Raw genomic sequence first — 18,882 nt, 5'->3', positions numbered from 1 at the left:
GAGAAAAGATAGAATGAAAAAGTCGCTAATTATCAGTATCTTTCTGTGCATATTGATGGTGTCGTCCGGTGCTTTAACTAAGGCATTAACTCCAACCAAAAAGATTGCAGATCAGCAAGAAAAAATTGATCTTGAAATCATGATTCCAATCGAGTTTGGAGATTGGCGCATCGATAGGTCTATTATTCCGCTGCAAGTGGATGCTGAAACTCAGGCTATGCTTGACAAGATATACAATCAAACATTGGCAAGGACTTACGTGAACTCTCGAGGTGAGCGTATTATGCTTTCTGTAGCTTACGGCGGTGATCAAAGTGATAATTTAGCAGTGCATAAACCAGAGGTATGTTATTACGCGCAAGGCTTTGAGATTATGAAGAATTTTACTGATGAACTACTTACGCAATATGGAACGCTTCCAATTAAGCGTTTGATAGCGGTGAAAGGAAATCGTAGTGAACCTATAACTTACTGGGTGACAATTGGTAACAAAGCGGTTTTGCCTGGTATTGAAGAAAAGCTTCAACAGTTGCGATATGGTTTGACTGGAAGCGTACCAGATGGCATGTTGGTTCGTGTATCTACTATTGATACCGATAAGGAAAAGGCCTACCAACTGCAAACTCACTTTATTCAGGATATGCTGTCAGCAATTGATATTAGAAGTCGTGCTAGATTAACAGGGGTTTTTGGTGAGATATGAATTTATAATTTCATCTTTCCGTGAATTTGAGTTGGTCAGAGTAATAAATCACAATTGACTTCTATTGACTTAGCACTATAAGTTCAAAGTCATTTATTTTAGATTCTATTTTTCTGCTATAGACTGAGTTTAATCATTCCTGGTTATATAGCTCGCCGCTCTTGGCGTCGAGCTAATGGATGAAGGCATTTCATCAGAGTCACAATGTTCGGACTTGGTATTTTCTGCAAGGTATAGATGGGTAATTTTTGATGAGCAGATTGATGCTATCTCAAGGAACTTTTCTTGAGGTGGCAAAACGCTATCAAATGAAGTTTCTAGAGATTGGTACCTAGTATAATTGCTAACTTGTAGTACGGATTAACTACATAACTTGCAAGAGAAATTCTCGGGCGACGCCATTGGTTAATAAGAAAGAAGCTCTGGGATGGGGAGTTTGGGGGTGATGGATAATTTGTAAGTACAGTTTGTAAGCATGGAGAAAAATAGATGATCGGCAAATATATACAAAATCAAGGTAAAGTATATTAAATGTTGTACTTGGTTTGTTAGTTTGCATTACTCTGAGAAAAAAATACCTCACTACTTATGGCCGTGCTATTTATTGCAAGTAAGATGTGGTTATGGTGGTTGATAATAGTACAGTGGAGCGGTAGTGATTTTTTGTAGTTAGCTTTGATCATGACAGTGTAATTAACATGTTAGCTTTTACTTTATTTTCATTTGCTGCATTTCTATTTGCAATTTTTTTAGTTGTTGCAATCGCTGTTGTTGCGGCGAGTGCAGTGCGATGGTCGGGTTGGTCATTTAGTTTTCTAATGTCTTTAATGGTAGTTGCAAGTGTAGTGACTATTGTTTTTTCTAGGCGAGTTCTGACTTCAGGAAGTGATGGGTTAACTGTCATATCTGAGGGGGGTATCGAAGGATATTTGCTAGCAAAAGTGCTACTTGCAATTATAGTTGGATGCTCTCTCTCTTTGAGTGTGACTTGGTTCTTTTTCTTGCGAGATAAGATCAAAGAAGCTTGTCGATTTAGAAATAAGCAATTTGAGCCACCCGCTGACATAGTTGTCGCATTCTTGGTATTTCTTTTCGCAGTTAACGTTTTTCCAATTTTTTGGGGGAAGCATTATTATTTTCATATAAATTTAATTTATACATTTTTTGTATATCTTGCATTATTTCTTTGGGCTAGATTGTCGAATATCGATCCTGTCGTGGTTGTTAAGCAATGTCTTGTTTTTATTGTTTTATCTAGCTTGGTTGCTGCTGTTGTTACACCCAATCTTGCCTTGCAGGTTGGCTATGGTGATGGGTTGATTCCGGGATTTAACATACGGCTTTGGGGAGTTACATCACATGCAAATACACTTGGAGCAGCTGCATGTGTTCTTTTTCTACTCGAGGCAGCTGAGCCATCAAAAAAGGTATGGTTCAGAAGGGGTATTTTGATTACCACCGGATTAGCATTGATTATGACCCAATCGAAGACTTCGATTTTAGCTGCACTCATAGGACTTCTGATCATTGTTATCGGACGTACATTAGCAAAAAGTCGTGATCAGTCGAGATATAGCAGTGAGATTATAGTCGGTTTGATCCTTGTTTCTTTTACTTTGCTTGCAGTATCTACAGTTTGGGTAATGTTTTATGACTGGGGAATTTTAACCACACTAAATCATAGCCTAAGTGCAAATGCAATTTATGGTCTGTCAAATGCAACTGGACGAACCGATATCTGGGAAGTTGCGATTGCAGCTGGCTTGGAGAATCCATTATTCGGTCAAGGTGGAGATTTCTGGAATCAACAAGTTCGGTTACGAGCTGGTTTTGGTGGAGCGACAAGTGCTCATAATTTGTTTCTTGAGGTCTTTAGCCGTTCAGGTTTTATGGGGCTAATAGCTCTGTTGATATTTCTATTTTTTCTTGTACGTTACTCGTTACGTGCATCTAAAAATACCCGAGGGGGAAGTATCGCTTTAATGGTGGCATTTTTTGTGCGAGCGATGTTCGAATCAACTATTGATACTGAAACTGTTCTTTCTGGTAGTTTTTTTGGAGTAATAGCCTACTTCATCTACGTGATGGATAGAGGAGCAAAACCGATTAGAAACATAAATAAGTACGAGTTCTCACCGCATGTGAATTTTAATCGGGTAGTGCATAGTAAGTGAGTAATCTATCGGCAGAGGTAAATGAGTGCTTGGTATCAAAAAATAGATCATTTTCATGAGTGTTTCATCACCGTATTCTAGCTTTGCATTTAAGCGAAGTACACTACACTTCCTTATTGGTAAGATTATTTCCGCTCTGCTAAGCCTGAGCATCCTCCTTTTATTGGTGCGTTTTTTACCGACGAAAGAGTACGGAGCTTATGTTGTATTAATAGCTGGAATGGAAATCACACTAGCCATTACAGTATTCGGTCTACCGTGGGTTTCAGCACGCTACTTGCCGGAATTTCGATTGTATGCCAGCGGGAAAATGCTGAGATATTTTGTGTGGCAAATTGTTGCTTGGATTACCCTATTCCTCATTGCAGGTGCATTATTGCTATTGGTGGTAATACCATGGTTACTGCCGTCTGTGCTTGCGCAATATACAGATATAGTTAAGTTATATCTACTGTTATTGATCTTTGAAGGTTTAGGGCGGTACATTCGAGAAAGCATTCTGGGGCCCTTAATGCTGCAAGGCCAGGCGCAAATTGGCCAGGTTTTTCGTAATCTAATCTTTCTGCTGTTGATTGGTATCATAGTGTCTCAAGAGGTGGTTCATCTATACCATATTGTGTTTGCCGAGCTGGTGGCATCTGTGCTCGGCACTATACTGGCATTGTATGGACTAACTCAATACTTGCAAATGTATCGCGACTTGGAAGGAAAAGATGATTGGCAACCACCGGAATGGTCTGAAATGTGGCGTATTGCGCGTTACATGTATCTCAGCAATCTCATCACTCAGACCTATAACCCACAAGTGTTTGTTTTTCTGATTCAACATTATCTTGGCTTGGAGGTCGCAGCTCTGTTTGGCTTTTTACGCAGCTTATATGTACAAATTACCAATTATTTGCCGGCTTTGTTGCTATCGAATTTAATTCGACCTAAGCTGGTGGCTTCTTTTGTTGGTGAGGGGGGGATGACGGAATTGACGCGTAATGCCAATCTCTTGGGTAAGTTAAGCATGTTCGTGCTCATGCCGATATTAATTTTTGTTTGGCTAGCCGGGAGCGAGCTGGCAAGCTTACTTAGTGGAGGCAAATTCAACGAGTCAAATTATTATCTGGCAGGCTTGCTGTTGGCACTAATACCATTGAGTCAGCGCCAGTTATTGGAAATTGTGGCAGTAACTAGCGAGAAAAGCCATCTATGCTCTTGGGGAGCAGCTGTGGGTGTGCTGGTTTTGCCAATGGCCTATTTGCTGCTAGAATTAGGTCAAGGTCTTTGGAGTGTCATTCTCTCTATTGTTTTGAGTCAGGCTTTATCTAGTGGTACACTTATTATTACTTTAACTTATACTACTAATTATATATTTGATATTACTGGATTCTCTAAGATTCTTGTGGCGGCCATGATTGGATTTGCTTTTGCACATCAACTCACATTTTCGCTACAAAACTGGCTGGATTTGTTTCTTATGGCGACTTTCTCTTGTGGCCTTTTCTTATTAATATCTTATTTTATCAAACCTTTCTACAGGGATGAACGGGAAAGGCTGAATCGGTTATTTAATCGTAGGATTTTTTTTTGGTGACAAATCAGAGCGAATAAAGCTATTTCGAGGTGAATTACAAATCCACGATAGCCATATTGTGTGCTCATCAGCACCTTTTTACTTCGGTATTTAAGCCAAAGTATTTGTCTTCTTAGAACCTGTTCAAATTCCCAGTCGGATATGAGAAATTCTGAAGATGAGAAAAAGTTACCCGAGCGATATCAGTCGCGAGCAATTCGAGATCATCAAGTCGTTGCTGGAAAACGCGCGCAAGAGAACCTGTCCTCAGGCGCATAGAACTTTGCGGGGTGCTTTACCTGCTCGGGAGCGGTTGCCAGTGGCACATGCTGCCCGAGGAGTTTTCCAAGTGGCGCACTGCGCACTCTTACTTTATGATCTGGAGCGAGCCGCATGAAGGTTGGCTCAACCCTTCGCGCAGGGCGTGTGCGGTTACGGTAAGCGCAGTGAACTGAACACGTTTAAAGTGATATCCAAACGTTGGATGGCCGAGGAGCGCAGCTTTGCCTGATTGGAGAAGAACCGGTGGCTGTGGAAGAAATGCGAGTGGTTGCTCAACACCAGCTTACAGTCCCTTCACTTGGTATTCTTGGTGTGCCGCTATTCAAAAGACTTTGTGAACAAGCTCTTAGATTATGTGTAAGTCATTGCTGCCAAATTATCGATTTAAATCCTTCTTAATCTGTGTAGTAGAAATTTCCGGCGTGCGAGGCAAGTAAACTACCTCGCAGCCTTCTTCTTTCAGAAAGTCAAATTTTCCTTTCCAGTCATCACCGATCGCGAACACATCGGCATGGTATTTATGTACGTCGCTGCGCTTCTGATCCCAGCTTTCCTCCCGAATAACTAGATCCACATAGCGGACAGCTTCGAGCAACTGTTTACGTTTTTCGTAATCGAAGTAGCACTTTTTATGCTTTTCATTCCAGTTGAATTCGTCAGTGGACAAGCCAACGATCAGATAATCACCTATAGCCTTTACTCGGCGCAGCAGATTGATGTGCCCGTAATGTAGAAGATCAAACGTTCCGTATGTAATCACTCGTTTCATAATTTCCGTAATCCCCTTAACATTTGTTCAGCTCCGTCCGCATTTTTGCAATAATATGTCGTACCGTGTTGCGTGCACTACCGTACGCTTCTTCACTCCAGGTGCCGTTGCGCCATATTTCTTCCTTTTTTGCACGTAACCCTTTCAGAGCTTTCATTGCTTCGGAGCGGTATGGATAGAAATACAATTCCGTAATGCGCTTCAATCCGCCTCTGTCATCATCATACCTGTCACGTTCCAGCAGATTATAACGTTCCTGCGGATCCCACTCCAGATCGTAAAGCTCTTCGCTACGATTACGCTTATTATAAATGTATTTATAGCGCTGCCCGATGACGGCTAGCTTTCGGTCTGGCTGGCAATAATACTGAGAATCTGTCAGCACATAATCATGTTCCGGGATTCTTCCATTCAGAATAATATCCATCAGATCAGTGTGAGAGGTAATCCTCTCCACCTTTTTTAATCCATTGACCCGAGGCGAGATCAGTGGCACACGACATGCTAAATCGTATACATGGAAGCCGTAGGCCATAATGTTCTTGTGTAGGTTCATATGGCCGTGATCCGCTGTGATGTAAATAGATTCATCACCGTATTTCCTTCGTACAAATCCGAGAATCTCATCGAAGACATCTATGTCGTCACCGTAGCTGCACCGACCGCGCAACACATGCGGCAAATGCATCCAGATAAACTGTTTCGAGGCAGGTTGAATGCTGTTTAATTCATCGTAGATCAACTGTTTCGTCTTTTTCATCAGAGCGTCGTCACGCTCCAACGTAAAATCGTGCGGGCGCTGAATGGCGCATGTTTGTTGCATCTCCAGTACATGAATACGAGTTCTGCTCTCGTCGCCAAAGCAGCGCACATATGGCCATGCGCCAATCATATAATCCGGCGACCAGAGAATATGGCAATCATAACCCTCAGCCTGCAGACGGCTGAAAATTGTTTCGAACTGCGTGGGCTGCACGTTCGTGTAAAACTTACGATCCGTAAATTCATGGGGATTTTTGCCGGTCAGCATTGCGCTAAATGCCATAGAGGTAGAGATGGCTGCCGTATAATGGCGGAGGAATTCGGTCCCTTTTTCAGCCATTTCATCAAAATTGGGGGTTTTCCAATAACGATTGCCATAGCGTGGAAAATTTTCTATGCTCATGGCGTCCTTCGAATAAAGCAAAATCATGTTCTGCATTGGCTAAGCAATCTTCTTTCCGAGACAATCAAAAAATTATTATTTCTTCAGCTCTTAGTGGAAAACGGATTCCGATAATCTTTTTCTACAGGATATAACCTGCTTTTCTCAGTGGAAAAACACTACCATAAAGGATAAAAAAGTCAGACAAGCAATCATATCACGTAAATGTTATATCACTAGAAATTAAGGAATGCAAATAGCGAAGTATAAAGGTATTACTAAGAGATTTTTCGGGAATACCGAAGAGTATGCCAATTTGATGCCCGCAAGCGCGATTGGTCTGCACCAATTTCAAACTATCTAAAGAGACTTTATAATATCATTAAAGCCAATATTATTTAGAGAAAATAGAATGAAACTCTCAATTTTAATTAAAGCATTCAATGAAGAAGCATTGATTGGAAACTGCCTTGATATTGCAGTGGCGGAAATACAAAAAATTGGTGGTGAAGTAATTCTGGTAGATTCTCTATCTACTGACAGAACGGTGGAAATCGCAAAACATTACCCTGTTCGAATTATTCAGTTTTCTCATAAAGCAGACTGCGGGTGTGCATCTGCAGTTCAACTTGGTTATCAATATGCTCAAGGCGAGTACATTTATGTGCTTGATGGAGATATGGTATTGCAGGCTGGATTTTTATCAATGGCATTAAATTACCTAGAATCAAATCCGAATGTGGCTGGTGTGGCAGGTAAGTTGCTAGATACAAATATCAGCACCTTGGCTGATAAACGGCGTGCTTCGGAAGCAGAAGCATTACAGCAAATAAAAGAAGTATCAGAACTTGGAGGTGGTGGTCTTTATCGTCGCCGGGCGATTGAGTCAGTCGGTTATCTTGCACATCGATGGTTTCCCGCATGCGAAGAGGCTGAATTGGGTGTTCGATTGCGGGCTAAAGGGTGGCGCCTTATCCGGCTTCCGGAAGTTGCAGTGTCGCATACCGGTCATTCTGAAAGTACTCCGCAGATGTTTCTCCGGTTGTGGCGGGGGCGCCGATTTCATGCATACGGTATGTATCTTAGGACAGCATTTGGGCATCCCTGGTGGTGGTTGAGTATGTGTCAGGTCTGGCAGGTTTTTGCTGCACCTGTATTCCATTTTGTGGCGGTGGTATTGGCACTGGGATTGGCGTATACGGAAACAATGGCGATTCTACCGGCATTGATCGTTGCCGAGTTATTGGTTTGGTCGGGAGCAATTGCAATCCAAGCTGTGAGAAAGGGAAGTATTTCTGATGGAATTCTTTCTGTTTGCGGGTGGAACTTTCTTGCTTTAGGCGCCATACTGGGTGCTATCCATTCGATCTCAGATCCTACAGTTTCAATCGAGGCAAAAGAGCTCACTAATCATCACATTTCGTCATGATGGTAGATGCGATAAGTTTCCTTAAGGAAACGCTGAACAAACACCCGAAGTGTTTGGGATAATAGCATTTCCTGATAACTCCTCTATAGATACGCCATGTCACGCCAATCGAGCTTTGCAGATCTTGACTACAATCACAAGAAACGCCGGACACGCCGGGAGGTTTTCTTAAGCGAGATGGAAGGGGTAATTCCCTGGGCAGCGTTGCTGCCGCAAATTGAACGGCATTATCCAAAGCCAGGGAGGCGTGGCCGCCAGCCGATGGCGCTGGGGAATATGTTTCGTATCTACTGCCTGCAGAATTGGTTCAACCTGTCAGACCGGCAGATGGAAGATACCCTGTACGAGATCGAGAGCATGCGGCGCTTTGCGGGATTCGGCTGGATTACCGATGCCCTGCCGGACGAGACCACGATACTGAATTTCCGTCATCTTTTGGAGAAGTACGAATTGACGGCGGTATTGCTGGAAGCGATCAATACTCACCTTAAGACCCAAGGGCTGTTAGTTTCCAAAGGCACGATGGTAGATGCCACACTTATTCAAGGATCTCTCGGGGAGTCAGAAGAAACGTAACCGGAAGCACTCCTCGATCCGGGCACAGGTGGAACATGTATTCCGGGTGATCAAGCGGCAGTTTGGATTCACCAAGACCCGCTATCGCGGGCTGATGAAGAATGCCGTTCAAGTGAACATGCTGATGGATTTTGCCAACTTGCACCCGCTGCGCAGGCGGCTGATGACGACTTGAGAGGGGAAGTCCGCCCGCCATACCCCCGGCGGCGGGCGATGAAGCAGAAACAGGGGAAAATCCGGCGGAAATGCCGCCAAAAAATAAGTTGCCGGGAATTCGTGTTCAAAAAACTGGCAGTAATACCGGGAAATCTGAAAGCCACTAATTGTTCAGCGCTTCCTTAAGATTTTGATGGATGGTACTGAGTTTTTTAGAATAATTTTGCTGTGATAAGTACTTGGGAAACTTGATGGAATTAGGCTGTGCCTTTATTCTTTGTTTAATTGAATACACAATTCAGCGCTGCGATCATTGCAGGGTGCGGAGTGTCTTCAGACGCAGTAAGTCGAGTTGTTCTCATTCAATTTTTTTCTGTTGCATGCTATATTTGAAGTGAAAAGTAAGGATGGCGTATCAAAGTGACTCTGCTCAGTCCATTCATTTTCTCTAAATTGATCCAGGAAATATCCGTACTTGCTGATTCTAAATGCCTCATATGAACCTGAAAGATGCCAGTGAATTTCTTTGATAAGCGCATTAAGAAAATAAAGAATTTCTAACCTGATTGGTAGATTAATATCTTGGTCTGATAATTTTTTTAAAGTATTGATAGTTCTGTGAACGCTATTCCCCGGGTAATAGAAGATAGGTGCATAGCAAGTTTTGTTGCGCTTCAAGATTTGCAAGCATTGGCTGAAACTATCGGATAGCTTTGTAACAATAAGGAATATTGATCGTATGCATGAAATAGAAGAGCGATTCGTAGTTGAATTGCGCGGTTACCGAATTGATAAGGAATCTCCAGTAGGTATACCCAATTTATAAACTGAGAATAACTTCCGCTTTAATTCGAAAAGGTGTTTTCATGTGCGGTATCGCCGGCTTTATCGGACCTTTCACAAATAATAATGTAATCGATGTTTTGCGCGGTATGTCTGCGGCTATTACCCATCGCGGGCCGGATGATGATGGGTTCTTTTCCGCGGCTACACGGGATGGCCGCTATCGGATTGGTTTGGCTCATCGCCGTCTCTCCATTATCGATCTCTCCACCGGCCATCAGCCCATGGGGAATGAGGATAGTTCGATTCAAGTGATATTCAATGGCGAGATTTATAATTTTCATTCGCTGCGTGATGAATTAATTACACTGGGTCACCATTTCGCAACCAACTCCGATACTGAAACCATTGTTCATGCCTATGAACAATGGGGGGAGCGCTGCGTTGAATATTTCCGTGGTATGTTTGCTTTTGCCATCTGGGATAGTCAAAAAGAACGCTTATTTTTGGCGCGTGATCGTTTCGGCAAGAAGCCGATGTTTTTGTGCGAAACCCGCGGTGTTCTGCTGTTTGCTTCCGAGATCAAATCCATTCTGACTTTTCCTGGAATCAAAGCCGAGGTGGATACATCGGCGGTATGGGATTATTTCGCCTACCGTTATGTTCCTGGCCCCGTTACATTGTTTCGCGGCATTCGCAAGCTCATGCCGGGTTGTTATGCGATTTGGGAAAAAGGGGTATTAAGCGAAAAGAACTATTACCGTACTCCCGATCGAGATGTATTTGCCGGTGCGCCGCTGCCGGTTGATCCCGTGGGCGCTTTTCTTGATAAATTGGATGAGGCGGTCAACATCCGCATGATTGCAGATGTGCCGTTCGGCGCATTTCTATCCGGTGGAATTGATTCTTCCGCTGTAGTCGGCCTAATGTCCCGTCATTCGGTGCAACCGGTAAAAACTTTCTCCGTAGGGTTTGCTGAGGCTCGCTACAGCGAGTTGGGTTATGCTAAGGCCATAGCGGAGCAATTCAAAACAGATCATCACGAACTGGTGGTTTCACAGGAGCATCTCATGCAGCATTTACCGGAATTGGTGCGTTTCCGTGATGCTCCCGTGGCGGAGCCATCGGATATTCCGATTTATCTGCTGGCGAAAGAAGCGCGCAAAACGGTGAAAATGGTACTGACGGGCGAAGGATCGGATGAGTTCCTGGGTGGTTATCCGAAGCATGTCTACGAACGTTACGCCGGGTGGTATCAGGCGTTACCGGGTTTTATCCGCCACGGTTTATTGGAACCCCTGGTTCAGGCGCTGCCGTATCGTTTCCGGCGCGTCAAGACAGCGATCGTTAACTTGGGATTAGAGCGGTTCGAAGAGCGCATGCCGCGTTGGTTTGGCGCTTTGTCGGATGCGGAGCGGATGCGATTAGTGGCAATATCCCCACCCGTAAATCGCGCCAGTGGTTTGCAATTTGACTCACCTTCCGCAAACAGCGCTTTGCGCCGCATTCTGTACTTTGATCAGACCAGCTGGTTACCCGACAATTTGCTGGAACGCGGAGACCGGATGACGATGGCTGCTTCCTTAGAAGCACGCATGCCTTTTATGGATCATGAATTGGCTGCGTTTGTATCCAAATTGCCGGATAAGTACCGGGTGCGCGGCCATACGACGAAGTGGATATTGCGTGAAGCGATGAAACGGTTACTCCCGCCGCCCATTCTACAGCGCCCTAAAGTGGGTTTCCGTGTACCGGTCAACGAGTGGTTCCAGGGTTCCATGCGAGAATATCTTTATGAACATCTGAAGAGCGCCTCATCGCTGACCGGAGAATATTACCAGCCTGCGATGCTTGATAAAATCTTAGCCGATCATGTGGCAGGCCGCCAAAATCACGAAAAACTGCTGTGGAGTATGCTTAATCTTGAGATCTGGCATCGTCAGTATCTGAAATAATTTTGTATTGCTACTTAAAACGTAACTGGACACTATGAAAGAAGTAACCGGTGGTTTTTATATCCCATCGCTGGATGGAATGCGTGCTGTTGCCGCGATGCTGGTTTTTGTGGCGCACGCTGGTTGGTCGCACATTATTCCAGGCGGATTTGGCGTCACGATTTTTTTCTTTCTAAGCGGTTATTTAATAACAACGCTGTTGCGAAGAGAATACGAAAATACGGGATCCATTAATTTCAAGAATTTTTATCTGCGGCGCGCTTACCGCATATTCCCACCGCTATATATTGTGCTATTTTTAATTGCGCTATTCGCTCTGGCAGGATTGATTGAACATCAAATGCATCTGTGGGGGGTCGTTTCGCAGATTTTTTACTGGACAAATTACTATATTATTTTTTATGGTAAGGAATATCTTGTGCCAAGTACTTCCGTTTATTGGTCTCTGGCTATCGAGGAACATTTTTATTTTATTTTCCCGGTTGTTTTCTTGCTGGCGGTCCGCCGGCTCTCTTATGTAAATACCGCGTTATTTTTCTTCGTACTTTGTTTATTGGTGCTGAGTTGGCGTTACTGGTTAATTCTGGAAGCCGGTATGTCACATGAATATACTTACTATGCGACAGACACGCGGTTTGATTCGCTATTGTTTGGATGCATCATGGGGGTATGGAGAAATCCGGTTGCTGATGAAGCATGGGAGCTGCTGGACCAACGGTCTGGTTATATTGTCCTTAGCATCGCGTTGCTGATGCTCTTATTTTGCCTTATTTGGCGAGATGATACTTTCCGCGAAACCTTGCGTTACACCCTGCAAGGGATGGCCTTGTTTCCGGTTTTCTGGTTGGCAATCCGGCACCCTGATTGGCTGGTATTTCGATGGCTTAACTGGCGTCCTGTGCGTTTTCTCGGTGTTATTTCTTACACTTTCTATCTCAGCCACCTTTTTTCGATATTTATGGTGGACCGGTTGATCGATGCAAGCAATCCCATCCGCGCGCTAGTCGCTTTTATTCTGACATTTACATTCTCGGCATTGATGTTCTACGCGATTGAACGGCCCATTGCGGGTTTAAGAAGGCGTTTGCATACCGATGCTGGTTGATAGGCAAAATCACATGGATGCTTCTATTCAATTTCTTTACGAAGTAGCGATAGTGATTGCTGTTATCAACTATGAGTAATCTCGTCTGGAAGTTTAACCGGTTGCGGACAATGGGGTTACCGGAGATCGGTTATCGCATTCGCCAAGCTGTTCAGACCAAAGCGGAATTATTGACTGTCAAATGGATGCGTCAACCTCCCGCACCGGATTGCTCACACTTCGGTAAAGCTTGGTTGAATCCGCTGCCGCGTGGTATGGATTCCGGGCTCTATCGTGCCGCGGCGGATCGGGTGCTTGCCGGATATTACGATGTTTTTGCCTTGCATAATGCTCAATTAGGTTTTCCGCCACAGTGGAACCGCGATCCCAAAACAGGTTCCGAAGCGCTGCTTGTTTTTGGTAAGGCGTTGGATTATCGCGATGAGCGCTTGGTCGGTGATATCAAGTATCTTTGGGAACCCAATCGCCACCTTCATCTGACGACACTTGCGCAGGCTTATCACTTGAGCGGCGACATGCGTTACGCGCAAGGTGTGCAGTTGCTGCTTGAATCGTGGTTTGATCAGTGTCCGTATCCGTTCGGGGTGAATTGGACTAGCTCGCTTGAATTAGCCATTCGGCTTGTCAATTGGTCGTTTACCTGGCATTTGCTGGGTGGCGAGAGTAATCCTCTGTTTGCTTCCGCAAGCGGGCAGCGTTTTAAGCGCCGTTGGTTGGATAGTATTTATCAGCATAGTTATTTTATCGCTGGTTACTTGTCGCGGCATTCGTCGGCGAACAATCATCTGTTCGGCGAACTGATGGGGCTATTTGTAGCGGCAATTACCTGGCCTTGCTGGCAAGAAAGCAGCCGCTGGCAGCAGCAGGCATATGTTGAGCTCGAGCTAGAAGCGCTTAAGCAGAATGCACCCGACGGAGTGAATCGTGAGCAAGCAGTTTACTATCAGCATGAAGTGACCGACATGATGTTAATCTGCTGGTTGATCGGCCGTGTCAACGGTTTCCAGTTTTCCCGGGACTTTACGAGCCGGCTGGAGCGCATGCTGGAGTTTATTGCCGCCATCATGGACGTAGCGGGTACTGTCCCGATGATCGGCGATGCCGATGGCGCCTTGATGGTGAACTGGAGCAAAGAACCTGACTGGCATGTTTATCGTTCGCTGCTGGCTACGGGGGCAGTGTTGTTTAAGCGGCAAGATTTCAAAGCCAAAGCAAAGTGCTTCGATGATAAGAGCCGCTGGTTGCTGGGTGACGATACTCAACACGTTTTCGATTCATTGCTTCCTGGTGAAGATCCACCAGCAACAGCGCGCCAGGAATTTCGCGATGGTGGCTATTTTATTCTCGGCAAAAAACTTGACACTGCCGATGAGGTCCGTATCGTGGCCGACGCCGGGCCGCTTGGGTACCTTTCTATCGCTGCGCATGGTCATGCCGATGCTTTGTCATTTACTTTGTCGGTGGCAGGTCACGCGCTATTGATTGATCCCGGTACTTATGCATTTCATACGCAGAAAAAGTGGCGTGATTATTTCCGCGGTACCTCGGCGCACAATACCGTGCGTGTGGATGGGGTTGATCAATCCGAGGTGGGCGGCAATTTTATGTGGTTGCGTCAGGCGAATGTGCGTTGTGAAAGTTGGGAAAGTGATCAGAAGAGAGATTGTCTGATCGGTAGTCATGACGGTTATACACGCTTACCCGATCCCGTCATCCACCGTCGGAAGATAGAGTTTCTAAAGGATGAAGGAATCATCCGGGTGGAAGATATATTTGAATGCACTCGAGAACACACGATTGAACTTAATTGGCATTTTGCCGAAATGTGCGAAGTGCGGATTGAATCGGACCGAGTGCAAGCGGCGGTAGCCAATGTCAGTGTGCAAATGACGATGCCGGATAGCACTTGCAAACCGGGATTGGTGCGTGGCAGAGATGAGCCGCCATCCGGTTGGATATCCCGCCGATTTGATGAAAAAGTACCGGCGTCGACGATTACGTGGCGGGAAAAAATCACCGGTGCGGCGAAAAAGGTGACAATTTTACGGATTACGGCAGGTTATAATGCTTGAATTATTCCGATGGATTGATAAAAATGTATTCTGATCAATGAACTAAAGGAGTTGCATGAAGATAAGCATATTTGGTTTGGGTTATGTGGGTACTGTTTCTGCCGGATGCCTGGCAACGGACGGGCATTCCGTGATCGGGGTCGATCCGAACAAAACAAAAGTTGATCTGATCAATCAAGGTGTATCGCCGATTGTCGAGAAAGACATCGGAGAAATGATTGCTGCCGCAGTTAAAAATAATTTACTGCGGGCAACTCTGGATGTACGCGATGCGGTGATGAATTCCGATATTTCACTGGTTTGCGTGGGAACGCCTTCGCAACTGAACGGTAATCTGGATCTCAGTCATGTGCGCAAGGTGTGTGAGCAAATTGGCGCGGCGCTCAAAGAAAAAAACGCTTTTCATGTTGTAGTCGCGCGTAGTACGATGCTGCCGGGTTCCATGCGCACCGTTGTGATTCCTGCGTTGGAATCCTATTCCGGCAAAAAAGCGGGGATCGATTTCGGTGTGTGCAACAATCCGGAATTCCTGCGCGAAGGCACGGCCGTGTTCGATTATTACAATCCGCCTAAAACCGTGATCGGCGAAACCGACAACAAAGCCGGTGAGTTGCTGATGCAATTATATGCAAAAATGTCCGCACCATTGATTCGTACCGAAGTGGAAACGGCGGAGATGGTTAAGTATGCCGATAACACTTGGCATGCGGTCAAAGTGGCGTTTGCCAATGAAATCGGCAATCTCTGCAAGGCGGAGGGTATTGATGGTCACAAGGTGATGGAAATCTTTTGTCAGGATACCAAACTGAACCTGTCGCCGTATTACATGAAACCCGGTTTCGCCTTTGGCGGTTCGTGTTTGCCGAAAGACGTGCGTGCTCTGATGTATAAAGGCAAGAGCCTAGATATGGATTTGCCCCTCATCAATGCCATTCTGCCATCAAATCAGCGGCAGATTGAAAAAGGCATCAACATGATCGTCGAAAAAGGAAACAAAAAAATCGGTATTCTGGGATTTTCTTTCAAAGCAGGTACCGATGATTTACGCGAATCACCCCTGGTCGAAGTGATCGAATATCTGATCGGTAAGGGATATGAACTCAAGCTGTATGATAAGAATGTGAACTTGGCGGCGCTGACCGGCGCGAATCAGGATTATATTCTGAACCATATTCCGCATATCTCTAAATTAATGGCTTCTTCACTGGATGAAGTGCTTAAATTCGCGCAAACCATCGTCATCGGTAACGGTGCTGCGGAGTTCCGCAATGTCCCGGACGAAATAAAACCGGAACAAGTGGTAGTGGATTTGGTTCGGATAGCCCCTAAATTGAGTGGAGAGCGATATGACGGAATTTGTTGGTAATCGACAGAATGTGGATTTTTCCGACCCTAAAACGGTCATCCTTGCGGATTTAATGTGTCAGCAACTAAATTCGGTACCGACGAAAATCCTCGTGGTGGGGTGTGGAAAAGGGATAGAAGCAGCTGTTCTGGCACAGTATCTTGGAGCTTCGGTTACCGGTATCGATATTGTTACTGACTTCAATGCGCGAGCTGGTCTTTTTGCGGATTTGCGCCGCGGAGATGCGACTGGGATGGAATTTGCCGATGAGAGTTTTGATTTCGTTTACTCTTTCCATGCTCTTGAGCATATTCCGGATTTTCGTGCGGCTCTGCGCGAAATGCGGCGTGTGCTTCGCCCCGCTGGGGGATGGATGATCGGCACACCCAATAGTAAACGGATTGTTGGATATCTTGGCAGCAAGGACGCTTCTGTGACAGCAAAACTGAAGTGGAATTTTGCCGATTGGAACGCAAAATTGCATGGCCGTTTCCGCAATGAGTTGGGTGCGCATGCCGGATACACTAAAGAAGAATTGCGCGGCGAATTAGCAAACGTATTCAGTACGGTATCAGATATTACGCTCGATTACTATCGTGATGTCTATTCCAGCAAGCGCGGCTTTATTGATGCTATGGCTTTTACAGGCGCTTCCACATGGCTTTTTCCTTGCATTTATTTTTTGGGAAAACGCTGAGTTTATGATGAGTGGAGAGCGGCACTTAAGATCTGATCAGAAACTTTCTTGTCGGATTTCCGGAAAATCCTTCAAGAGACTCAGGAGATAAAAATAGTGAATCAAAAATCATCGTTTATCATTGAAGAATCGGAAAATGCGCTGGCACGATTACGTATTCGATTTCGTAAACATAGAGCTAAAATTTTCCGGGATAGTTTTGATCTTACTGCCGAGACTCGAGTACTCGACTTAGGAGGATGGAATGGCACGTATATTCATGCAGTGCTGGAAAACTCAGCTGTTTCACCCGCGAATGTCTATGTGGCCGATATTGACGAACAAGCGGTCAAGGAAGCCGCGGTGCATTACGGATTCACACCGGTTGTTATACCGGAAGCGGGTCAATTGCCATTTCCAGATAAGTTCTTCGATATTGTATTTTGCTCTTCCGTGATCGAGCATGTCACGGCACCGAAGGACGAAGTATGGACATTGGTTTCAGGTCAACGTTTCAAGGATATAGCGCAGATTCGTCAGAATGAATTTGCCAAAGAGATTCGCCGCTTGGGTAAAGGTTATTTTGTACAGGCACCATACCGCTGGTTCCCGATTGAAACGCACTCCTGGCTTCCATTTGTCAGTTACCTGCCGCGCTGGCTTCAGGTGTCGCTCCTAAGGTTTACCAACCGGTTCTGGATAAAAAAAACCAGCCCTGATTTTTATTTGCCGACTATAAGCGACATGAAAAATTACTTTCCTGATGCCAGTATCCTCAAAGAACATGCATTGGGTATGATCAAATCACTTATTGCATATCGTAAGAACTGATTCAATGTCACTTACTTCTCCACGTCGAGTGCTCATTTTAGTCGAAAATCTTCCTTCCCCCTTTGATCGCCGGGTGTGGCAGGAAGCGACAACACTGCATGACAACGGTTATGTCGTCTCCATCATTTGCCCGACGGGTAAAGGGTATGAAGAAGAATATGAAGTCATTGACGGAATTCATATTTATCGCTATGGTTTGCCGTTCGAAGCCGAAGGTGCAAAAGGCTACTTGATTGAATACTCCGTTGCTTTATTTCATACCTTCCGGCTTGCCTGGAAAGTGCAATTTTCTCAGGGGTTCGATGTCATTCACGCGTGCAATCCACCTGATTTACTATTTCTGATCAGTGGTTTCTTTAAGTTGTTTATGCGCAAGAAATTCCTGTTCGATCATCACGATATCAACCCGGAGCTGTATGAGGCGAAATTCGGATGCCGTGATTTCTTTTATAAGTTACTGGTGCTGTTCGAACGGTGGACATTCAAAACTGCAGATGTTTCGATCGCTACCAACGAATCGTATAAAAAGATTGCGATAGAACGCGGTGGAATGAACCCAGCAAAAGTTTTCGTGGTGCGTAGCGGGCCTAAACTGGATCGCATGCGTATCCTGCTACCCAACGAAGAGCTTAAACACGGGCGGCGCTATTTAGTCGGTTATGTCGGTGTAATGGGGGCGCAGGAAGGGATCGATCTGCTATTGCAGTCCGCGTGTTGCATGATCAAGGATTTGGGACGGACGGACGTGCATTTCGGTCTGGTAGGCGGCGGCACATCGCTTGAAGAGATGAAACAGTTAGCTATTAATCTTGGAATTGGCGATTTTGTGACTTTTACCGGCCGGGTACCGGACCAAGAATTATTAGCGATGCTCAATACCGCGGATATATGTGTGAATCCTGATGTGGCCAATGAAATGAACGATAAGTCTACGATGAATAAGATCATGGAGTATATGGCCTTAGGTAAACCCATTGTGCAGTTCGATCTAACCGAGGGTAGGGTTTCTGCATTGGATGCGTCGTTATATGCGAAGAAAAATGATCCGGTGGATATGGCTTTGAAAATAGTGCAATTACTGGATGATCCGGAATTGCGGCAGCGCATGGGGGAATTTGGTCGCAACCGGGTGAGGAATGAGCTCGAGTGGCGCTATGAAGTACCTAAACTATTAGCGGCTTATGATGCGGTTTTTGCCGAGTAGATTATGCAATGACAAACACTTCGAATGTCGTGTCGTTATTTTACGTTTACGTTGGTGGGAATAGACAGAGGAAATGAGTAGCAACCAGAACTGCATTCATCATAAGCCCCGTCTTAC

General features: G+C 45.1%; 13 protein-coding genes and 2 pseudogenes. 13 read left to right on the top strand and 2 right to left on the bottom strand.

Annotated elements, in window-relative coordinates; translation table 11 throughout:
• The first annotated feature begins 13 nt into the window (after positions 1-13).
• The 4 genes and pseudogenes from epsI to HRU77_04825 all read left to right on the top strand — a co-directional run bounded on the left by epsI (position 14) and on the right by HRU77_04825 (position 5,081).
• The gene (epsI, locus tag HRU77_04840) at positions 14-703 is read left to right on the top strand and encodes an EpsI family protein (protein QOJ20078.1); all 690 of its coding nucleotides are present in this window, start codon (positions 14-16) and stop codon (positions 701-703) included.
• Between the two features lie 698 nt (positions 704-1,401).
• Positions 1,402-2,877 carry an O-antigen ligase family protein gene (locus tag HRU77_04835; protein ID QOJ20077.1) on the top strand — a complete coding sequence of 492 codons (1,476 nt, stop codon included), beginning with the start codon at positions 1,402-1,404 and terminating at the stop codon, positions 2,875-2,877.
• 55 nt (positions 2,878-2,932) lie between these two features.
• The gene (locus HRU77_04830; GenBank protein ID QOJ20076.1) at positions 2,933-4,459 is read left to right on the top strand and encodes a hypothetical protein; all 1,527 of its coding nucleotides are present in this window, start codon (positions 2,933-2,935) and stop codon (positions 4,457-4,459) included.
• A 157-nt stretch (positions 4,460-4,616) separates the two neighbouring features.
• Positions 4,617-5,081 (top strand): annotated as a pseudogene (locus HRU77_04825) (transposase).
• Positions 5,082-5,096: 15 nt separating this feature from the next.
• Here the strand turns inward: HRU77_04825 and tagD are convergent.
• Both tagD and HRU77_04815 read right to left on the bottom strand, forming a co-directional pair.
• Complete coding sequence (gene tagD / locus HRU77_04820; protein QOJ20075.1) at positions 5,097-5,489, bottom strand: glycerol-3-phosphate cytidylyltransferase; 393 nt, start codon at positions 5,487-5,489, stop codon at positions 5,097-5,099.
• A 16-nt stretch (positions 5,490-5,505) separates the two neighbouring features.
• Complete coding sequence (locus HRU77_04815; GenBank protein ID QOJ20074.1) at positions 5,506-6,654, bottom strand: sulfatase-like hydrolase/transferase; 1,149 nt, start codon at positions 6,652-6,654, stop codon at positions 5,506-5,508.
• A 391-nt stretch (positions 6,655-7,045) separates the two neighbouring features.
• On the opposite strand from HRU77_04815, the gene HRU77_04810 reads away from it, so the two are divergent.
• From HRU77_04810 to HRU77_04770, 9 genes and pseudogenes are all read left to right on the top strand, one after another.
• A complete protein-coding gene (locus HRU77_04810; protein ID QOJ20073.1) occupies positions 7,046-8,062 on the top strand; it encodes a glycosyltransferase in 1,017 nt (338 codons plus the stop codon).
• A 96-nt stretch (positions 8,063-8,158) separates the two neighbouring features.
• Positions 8,159-8,813: pseudogene (locus HRU77_04805) on the top strand (transposase).
• 847 nt (positions 8,814-9,660) lie between these two features.
• On the top strand, positions 9,661-11,532 hold the full coding sequence (gene asnB / locus HRU77_04800) for an asparagine synthase (glutamine-hydrolyzing) (protein QOJ20072.1): 1,872 nt from the start codon (positions 9,661-9,663) through the stop codon (positions 11,530-11,532).
• Between the two features lie 97 nt (positions 11,533-11,629).
• The gene (locus HRU77_04795) at positions 11,630-12,637 is read left to right on the top strand and encodes an acyltransferase (GenBank protein QOJ20071.1); all 1,008 of its coding nucleotides are present in this window, start codon (positions 11,630-11,632) and stop codon (positions 12,635-12,637) included.
• 110 nt (positions 12,638-12,747) lie between these two features.
• Complete coding sequence (locus tag HRU77_04790; GenBank protein ID QOJ22064.1) at positions 12,748-14,709, top strand: alginate lyase family protein; 1,962 nt, start codon at positions 12,748-12,750, stop codon at positions 14,707-14,709.
• 55 nt (positions 14,710-14,764) lie between these two features.
• A complete protein-coding gene (locus HRU77_04785) occupies positions 14,765-16,075 on the top strand; it encodes a UDP-glucose/GDP-mannose dehydrogenase family protein (protein QOJ20070.1) in 1,311 nt (436 codons plus the stop codon).
• Entirely contained in the window at positions 16,056-16,751 is a 696-nt protein-coding gene (locus tag HRU77_04780; GenBank protein ID QOJ20069.1) for a methyltransferase domain-containing protein, read from the top strand. Before HRU77_04785 ends, HRU77_04780 begins: the two co-directional genes overlap by 20 nt.
• A 96-nt stretch (positions 16,752-16,847) precedes the next feature.
• A complete protein-coding gene (locus HRU77_04775; GenBank protein QOJ20068.1) occupies positions 16,848-17,561 on the top strand; it encodes a methyltransferase domain-containing protein in 714 nt (237 codons plus the stop codon).
• A gap of 4 nt (positions 17,562-17,565) precedes the next feature.
• Positions 17,566-18,765 carry a glycosyltransferase family 4 protein gene (locus HRU77_04770; protein ID QOJ20067.1) on the top strand — a complete coding sequence of 400 codons (1,200 nt, stop codon included), beginning with the start codon at positions 17,566-17,568 and terminating at the stop codon, positions 18,763-18,765.
• The last annotated feature ends 117 nt before the right edge of the window (positions 18,766-18,882 follow it).

Source organism: Gammaproteobacteria bacterium (genome assembly GCA_015709615.1).
GTDB lineage: Bacteria > Pseudomonadota > Gammaproteobacteria > Burkholderiales > Nitrosomonadaceae > Nitrosomonas.
This window is presented reverse-complemented; position numbering and strand designations above follow the sequence as displayed.

Bases quoted from the DNA above. Each gene is read 5' to 3' on its own strand.
- HRU77_04770 (QOJ20067.1), top strand. From the start codon at position 17,566: ATGTCACTTACTTCTCCACGTCGAGTGCTCATTTTAGTCGAAAATCTT.
- epsI (QOJ20078.1), top strand. From the start codon at position 14: ATGAAAAAGTCGCTAATTATCAGTATCTTTCTGTGCATATTGATGGTG.
- tagD (QOJ20075.1), bottom strand. From the start codon at position 5,489: ATGAAACGAGTGATTACATACGGAACGTTTGATCTTCTACATTACGGG.
- HRU77_04810 (QOJ20073.1), top strand. From the start codon at position 7,046: ATGAAACTCTCAATTTTAATTAAAGCATTCAATGAAGAAGCATTGATT.
- asnB (QOJ20072.1), top strand. From the start codon at position 9,661: ATGTGCGGTATCGCCGGCTTTATCGGACCTTTCACAAATAATAATGTA.
- HRU77_04795 (QOJ20071.1), top strand. From the start codon at position 11,630: ATGCTGGTTTTTGTGGCGCACGCTGGTTGGTCGCACATTATTCCAGGC.
- HRU77_04830 (QOJ20076.1), top strand. From the start codon at position 2,933: ATGAGTGTTTCATCACCGTATTCTAGCTTTGCATTTAAGCGAAGTACA.
- HRU77_04835 (QOJ20077.1), top strand. From the start codon at position 1,402: ATGTTAGCTTTTACTTTATTTTCATTTGCTGCATTTCTATTTGCAATT.
- HRU77_04785 (QOJ20070.1), top strand. From the start codon at position 14,765: ATGAAGATAAGCATATTTGGTTTGGGTTATGTGGGTACTGTTTCTGCC.
- HRU77_04790 (QOJ22064.1), top strand. From the start codon at position 12,748: ATGGGGTTACCGGAGATCGGTTATCGCATTCGCCAAGCTGTTCAGACC.
- HRU77_04815 (QOJ20074.1), bottom strand. From the start codon at position 6,654: ATGAGCATAGAAAATTTTCCACGCTATGGCAATCGTTATTGGAAAACC.
- HRU77_04780 (QOJ20069.1), top strand. From the start codon at position 16,056: ATGACGGAATTTGTTGGTAATCGACAGAATGTGGATTTTTCCGACCCT.